Annotated in this window: 2 protein-coding genes and 2 pseudogenes; 3 read left to right on the forward strand and 1 reads right to left on the reverse strand. The window is 75.8% G+C overall.

The genetic code is table 11. The features are described 5' to 3' along the window. The first annotated feature begins 84 nt into the window (after nt 1-84). From HLK59_RS15830 to HLK59_RS15840, 3 genes and pseudogenes are all read left to right on the forward strand, one after another. On the forward strand, nt 85-1,245 hold the full coding sequence (locus tag HLK59_RS15830; protein ID WP_171142060.1) for an AAA family ATPase: 1,161 nt from the start codon (nt 85-87) through the stop codon (nt 1,243-1,245). Then, nucleotides 1,242-4,799: a DUF5682 family protein gene (locus HLK59_RS15835; RefSeq protein ID WP_171142061.1), complete on the forward strand. Its 3,558-nt coding sequence runs from the start codon at nt 1,242-1,244 to the stop codon at nt 4,797-4,799. Before HLK59_RS15830 ends, HLK59_RS15835 begins: the two co-directional genes overlap by 4 nt. Next, a pseudogene (locus tag HLK59_RS15840) lies at nt 4,796-6,019 on the forward strand (hypothetical protein); the annotation flags it as partial. The gene HLK59_RS15835 and the pseudogene HLK59_RS15840, both read left to right, overlap by 4 nt. 38 nt (nt 6,020-6,057) lie before the next feature. Here HLK59_RS15840 and HLK59_RS15845 read toward each other — a convergent pair. Continuing rightward, nucleotides 6,058-6,275 (reverse strand): annotated as a pseudogene (locus tag HLK59_RS15845) (amino acid permease); the annotation flags it as partial.

Raw genomic sequence — 6,275 nt, forward strand, 5'->3', positions numbered from 1 at the left:
CGCCGCTCAGTGGCGGCGCCCCGATCCCCCACGTCTGTCTCCCCCACGCCCCGACACAGACCGATCCACCGAGCAAGGACATCCATGCCCCTGACCGACACGGTGTCGGCCCTCCCGGCCCGGCAGACCCTGCCCGCCGAAGAGCGCTTCGCCACCGAACTCGCCTTTCTCGCCGCCCACGACGACGGTCCCCGTCCGCCCGGCTGGCTGCTGACACCCCGCGCCGTGATCACGTTCGTCTGCGGCAGCGGCGGCGAGGCCCTGAAGCTGCCCGACGCACCCGAGGCGCTGCCGGACGCCCTGGTCATCGCCCCCAAGTTCGTCGGCGAACGCGCTCTGGTGGAGCGGTGCGTGGTCACCCTCGCCGGAGAACGCGGACTGCTGCTCGTCGGCGAACCGGGCACCGCCAAGTCGATGCTGTCCGAGCTGCTGTCGGCGGCCGTGTGCGGCACCAGCGCCCTCACCGTGCAGGGCACCGCGGGCACCACCGAGGACGCCCTGCGCTACGGCTGGAACTACGCCCTCCTCCTCGCCCAGGGTCCCACCCCGCAGGCCCTGGTGGACTCCCCGGTCCTGGCCGCGATGCGCGCCGGGAGCGTGGCCCGTATCGAGGAGATCACCCGCTGTCTGCCCGAGGTGCAGGACGCGCTGGTGTCGATCCTGTCCGACCGGCGGATGAGCGTGCCCGAGCTGTCCGGCACCGACGACGCGCAGGTCGCCGCCGCGCCCGGGTTCACCGTCATCGCCACCGCCAACCTCCGCGACCGCGGTGTGTCGGAGATGTCCGCCGCCCTCAAGCGCCGCTTCAACTTCGAGACCGTGCACCCGATCGCCGACGTCGAGGCCGAGACCGCCCTCGTCAAGCGGCAGGCCACGGCGGCCGTCGAGCGGGCGGGCGCGGCCTTCGGTGTCGACGACGCGGTCCTCGACGTCCTGCTCACCGTCTTTCGCGACCTGCGGGCCGGACGCTCGGCCGAGGGCTGGGACGTGGAGCGCCCGGGGACGGTGATGTCGACCGCGGAGGCGGTGCAGGTCGCCGTCTCCCTGGGGGTCGCCGCCGCCTACCTCCCCGGCGGCGACTCGCTGGACCTGGTCCCCGGCCATCTCCTGGGCGTGGTCCGCAAGGACGACCCGGCCGACCACGCGCGGCTCCTCGGCTACTGGGACGGCCCGGTGCGCCGCCGCGCCGAGGACGGTTCGGCGACCTGGCGCCGGCTGTGGGACCTGCGGGAGAACCTTCGGTGACACTCGTTCAGGAACCGAGGGCGGCCCTCGCCGCCCTCGCCGGCTCGGTGGTGCCGTACCTGCTGGGCGTACGGCACCACAGCCCGGCGCTCGCCGCTGCAGTCCCCGCCCTGCTGGACGCCTGTGGCGCCGAGGTCGTGTGCGTGGAGCTGCCCACCGACTTCCAGCCGTGGCTGACGCATCTCGGCGCGCCGGGCACGCTCGCCCCGGTCGCGCTGGCCGGGGCCGGTGAGGGCGGCCGGCTCGGCTTCTACCCCTTCGCCGATTTCTCGCCCGAACTCGCCGCCATCCGCTGGGCGCGCGAGCGTGGGGCGCGGGTCGTCTGCTGCGACCTGCCGATGTCCGACCCGCGCTGGACCGCCGAAGCCGGGGACACCCGCCGGTCGGCGGCCGAGGCTCCCACGGCGTTCGCGGCCGCCCTCACGGCTGCCGGAACGGGCCGCGACGGCGACGACATGTGGGACCGCAGTGTCGAGGTCCTCGCCCCGGGCTGCGCCCCCGAAGCCGTCCGCCGGGCCGCCCTGGGCGTCGGATGGGCGCTGCGACGCGACGCCGAGTCCACGGGCGGGGTCCCCGCGGTGGACCTGGCCCGCGAGGCGCACATGCGTGAGGTGATCGCTCTCGCCGCGGTCGGCGGTCGCCGCGTCGCGGCGGTCGTAGGAGCGTTCCACGCACCGGCGTTGACCGAGGGATCAGAAGGATCCGAAGGGGCCGAGGCGTCCGCCTCGGAACCGGTGGCCGTCGCGGGGCAGTCGGCCGTCGTCACCTCCCTCGTGCCGTACGCCTTCGATCTGCTGGACTCCCGTTCCGGCTATCCGGCCGGTATCCGCGACCCGCGCTGGCAGCAGGCCGTGTTCACGGCCGGCGGCGATCCCGAGCGGCTGCACGAGGCCGCCGCGCGGGCGATCACCGATGTCTGCCGGGAGCTGCGCGCGGCCGGACATGTCGCCGGTACCGGCGAGGCCCGCGAGACGCTGCGCGTGGCGTGCGACCTGGCCCGGCTGCGCGGTCTGTCGGCTCCCGGCCGCGGCGAGGTGCTGGAGGCGCTGACGAGTGTGATGGGCCAGGGCGAGCCGCTCGGCCGCGGCCGGGCCCTGGCGCGGGCGTTGGAGGTCGTCCTGGTCGGCACCGACCGCGGCCGCATCGCCCCGGGCACGCCCCGCTCCGGGCTCGGCCCGTCCGTCGAGTCGGAGCTCGCCGCGCTGCGCCTGCCGGGACCCGACGATACCGCCGGGCGTGAACTGCGGCTGGACCCGATGCGGTCGGCGCTCGACGGCCGCCGCGAGGTGCTGCTCCAGCGGCTGGCCGTGTGCGCGGCCGGGTACGGCGAGCCGGTCCAGGTGGCGGGTACCGGGGATGCGGCCGCGCTCACCACGCGGTGGCGCCTGTCCTGGACCCCGGCCGTGCCCGTCCGGCTGGATCTGGCCGGCATCCGGGGTGTCACGGCGGCCCTGGCCGCCGAGGGCACCCTGCGGGAGACCTTCCGCAGGGAGTCCGCGGACGGCGGCCCCACCAGCGCCCTCGTCCTCGCGGCACTGCACGGCGCCGCCCGGTGCGACCTGCCGGATCTGGTGGCCGAGCGGCTGGCCGACGCCGCCGAGATACTCCCCACCTGCGCCACCCTCCCCGAACTCCTCGGCGCCCTGGACCTGTTGGAGGCGCTGCGGCGGGGCCATCTGCCCGGCACCACACCCGAGGCCCGGCAGACGGCCGTCGAACTCGCCGCGGAACTCCTGGAGTCGGCGGTACGGTCCCTGCCGGGACTGGCGGGCAGTGACGACCCGCAGGACGCGGACGCGCTCGTGGCGCTCGCCTCCCGCGCGGGGGAACACCGTCTCGGGCTGCGGATGGACGGCGCGTTGGACGACCTCGCGCGCACCGGATCCCCGCTGGTCCAGGGAGCCGCGCTCGCCGCCCGGGTCATGCTCGACCTGGACGACGCCGGCACGCTCGGCACCCGTACCGCGGGCTGGATCGACACCGCCACCGGGCCCGACGAGCGGCACGCGCTGAACCGCCGCCTCACCGGCCTGCTCAGCGGGGCCGCTCCTCTGCTCCAGTCGGCACCGACCGCCCTGGACCCGCTGCTGGACCGCATCGACACGCTCACCGACCAGGGGTTCCTCGCCCGGCTGCCCGCCCTGCGCGGCGGCTTCGACGCGCTCAGCCCGGCCGGTCGCGGCCGGCTGCTGGACACGGTGACCGAGCGCCTGGGCGACCGGCTCGACCTGTCGCTCGGCGCCTCGCCACAGCTGCTCGCGCTGTGGACGGCCGCCGACGCGGCGGGCCGGGCGGCGGTCGACGCGCTCCGGCCACCCCTGGGCACGGCCCTGGCTCCGGCGGTCGAGAACACCGCGTCTCCGGAGGCCGCGGACACCACCGGGGCGCCCGAGGTGACCGCGTCCCGGCCTGGGGTAGGGAACGCCGATGCCCTCCACCTCACGCCGACCGACCGCTGGCGGCTGCTCCTCGGCCGGGAGAGCGACAAGCTGCCGCAGGGCGCCCGCCGTTACGCGCACGCGCTCGACGAGCTGTACGGCACCGGCCGTGGCGAGGGCTCTGCGGACCTGGGCCGGGAGGGAGGCCCCGGCGGCGGTCAGGAGGCGTCCTTCCCGACCGCCCGCGAGTGGGCCGAGGAACTCGACGCGCTGTTCGGCACAGATGTCCGCGAGGAGGTGCTGGCCCGGGCCGCCGACCAGGGCCGCAGCGACGTCCTGGCGGAGCTCGACCCGAAGGCGGTCCGCCCGTCGGTCGACCTGCTGACGTCCGTGCTGACCCTCGCCGGGGGGATGCCGGAGCAGCAACTGGCGCGGCTGCGGCCGCTGGTGCGCCGTCTGGTCGACGAACTGGCCAAGGAGCTGGCCACCCGGCTGCGCCCGGCGCTGACCGGGCTGGCCACACCACGGCCGACCCACCGGCCGGGAGGCCGGATCGACCTGCCGCGCACCCTGCGGGCCAACCTCGCCCACACCCGCAGGACGGACGACGGCCGCACGCTGGTCGTCCCGGAGCGGCCGGTGTTCAGCACCCGTTCGCGCAGGGAGGCGGACTGGCGGCTGATCCTGGTGGTCGACGTGTCGGGGTCGATGGAGGCGTCCGTCGTCTGGTCGGCGCTGACCGCGGCCGTGCTGGGCGGGGTCCCCACGCTGAGCACGCACTTCCTCGCCTTCTCCACGGAGGTGATCGACCTGACGGAGCGCGTCGACGACCCGCTGTCGCTGCTCCTGGAGGTGCGGGTCGGCGGCGGCACGCATATCGCGGCGGGTCTGGCCCAGGCCCGTTCCCTGGTGACCGTCCCCAGCCGGACCCTCGTGGTGGTGGTCAGCGACTTCGAGGAGGGGTATCCGCTCGGCGGGCTCCTCGGCGAGGTCCGGAACCTCGCGAGCTCCGGCGTCCATCTGATGGGTTGTGCCGCCCTGGATGACACCGGCACTCCGCGCTACTCGGTCCCGGTGGCCCAGCAGCTCGTCGCGGCCGGGATGCCGGTCGCCGCCCTCAGTCCCCTCGCCCTCGCCCGCTGGGTGGGCGACCGGCTCCGCGGAGAGACCCGATGAACACCGAACTGCCCCCCGTGGCACCCGAGGTGGTCGCCGCCGCCGTGGAGCAGCTGACGTCCCGGCTGCGCAAGAAGCTGGACGCCGCGATCGAGACCTACGCGACGCTGCCCGTCACCGCCGACGGCACCGCATGGCGCGTGCGATGCGGTGAGGACGCCGAGGTCACCCTCACGCCGGGACCGTCCGGTGCGGTCGTGGAGGACGGTCAGGCGCGGTGCAGCTGTCTGCTCGCGCCCCGTTGTCTGCATCGCGCGGCCGTTCTCGGTGCCGCTCCGGTGGCCGACACGGACGTGGCGGCCGGGACACCGGATCCCTCGCCCGAAGAGCCCGGTGTCGGGGCGACCTCGTCTGGCGAAGGTGCCGGGGCACCGGACACGCGTGAGGCGGACGCGGCGCCGGTGGGACCGACCGCTGCCCAGGTGTCGGCCGCGGCAGGCCTTTGGGATGCCGCCGCCGCTGTGCTGGCCGCCGGGGTGCCCGGTGCGGGCGCCGTACCGCAGGCCGAGTTGCTGCGGGCCGCGCACACGGCCCGGCTCGCCGGGCTGCACCGCCCGGAGGCCGCCGCTCTGCGGGTGGTGCGCGCGCTGCGCGCGGCCCGCGCCCGCCACGACGGCCACCGGCTGGCCGACTTGGTGGCCGCCCTGCGTGAACTGCTCCTCACCAGCGGCCTGCTGGCCGTGTCCGACCCAGACCCGGCACTGGTCGGCACCGCCCGGCGCGGCTACCGGCCGGGCGGCAGCCTGCGGGTCCACGGGGTGTGCCGGGAGCCGGTGATCTCCGCCACCGGCTACGGCGGGGTCGTCACCCATGTCCTGTCCGACGAGGGGCGTTGGTTCTCCGTGGCCGACGTCAAGCCCGGTGGCACGGCCCGGGCGCGGGGTGCCGCCACGGCCACCGTGGCGCTCGGTTCCGGCAGCCTCGATCACGCGCAGCTCTCCCGGGGCGGGCTGCTGATCTCGGGGGCGACGCTGTCGCCGGACGGCCGTCTCGGCGCGGGCAAGGGGGTGCGGGCCACCCCGGTCACGGGCCTGTCCTGGACGTCGGGCCCGCTGGCCCGGCTGTTCTCCCGCCCGCTGGCCCAGGCCGCGGCGACACGGTTCGCCGGTGCCCGGACGACCGATCCCGAACAGGCCGGGCAGACGGCCGACGAGCTCATCGGCTGTGACGTGGTCATCGTGGGAGCGGCCGAAGACCATCTGTTCGCCCGGGAGTTGCCGGCGGAGGGGGCGGACGGGGAGGGGGAGGGGGGCCCGGGGACCGGGATCGGGCCCGCGAGTTCGGCGTAGGACAGGGCCGAGAACAGTGCCGTCAGGCCCGCGATCACGAAGGACAGGGTGACGGCCGGGCCGGCCTTGGGCACGGCCTCACCGAGGACGACGAAGATGCCGGTGCCGAGCGTGGCACCGATGCTGATCATGGTCAGCTGCCAGAGCCCGAGGGAGCGCCGAAGGCTGCCGCCCTCGCCCTGGCCCC

This window comes from Streptomyces sp. S3(2020), assembly GCF_013044505.1.
In the GTDB taxonomy this organism is placed as follows: domain Bacteria; phylum Actinomycetota; class Actinomycetes; order Streptomycetales; family Streptomycetaceae; genus Streptomyces.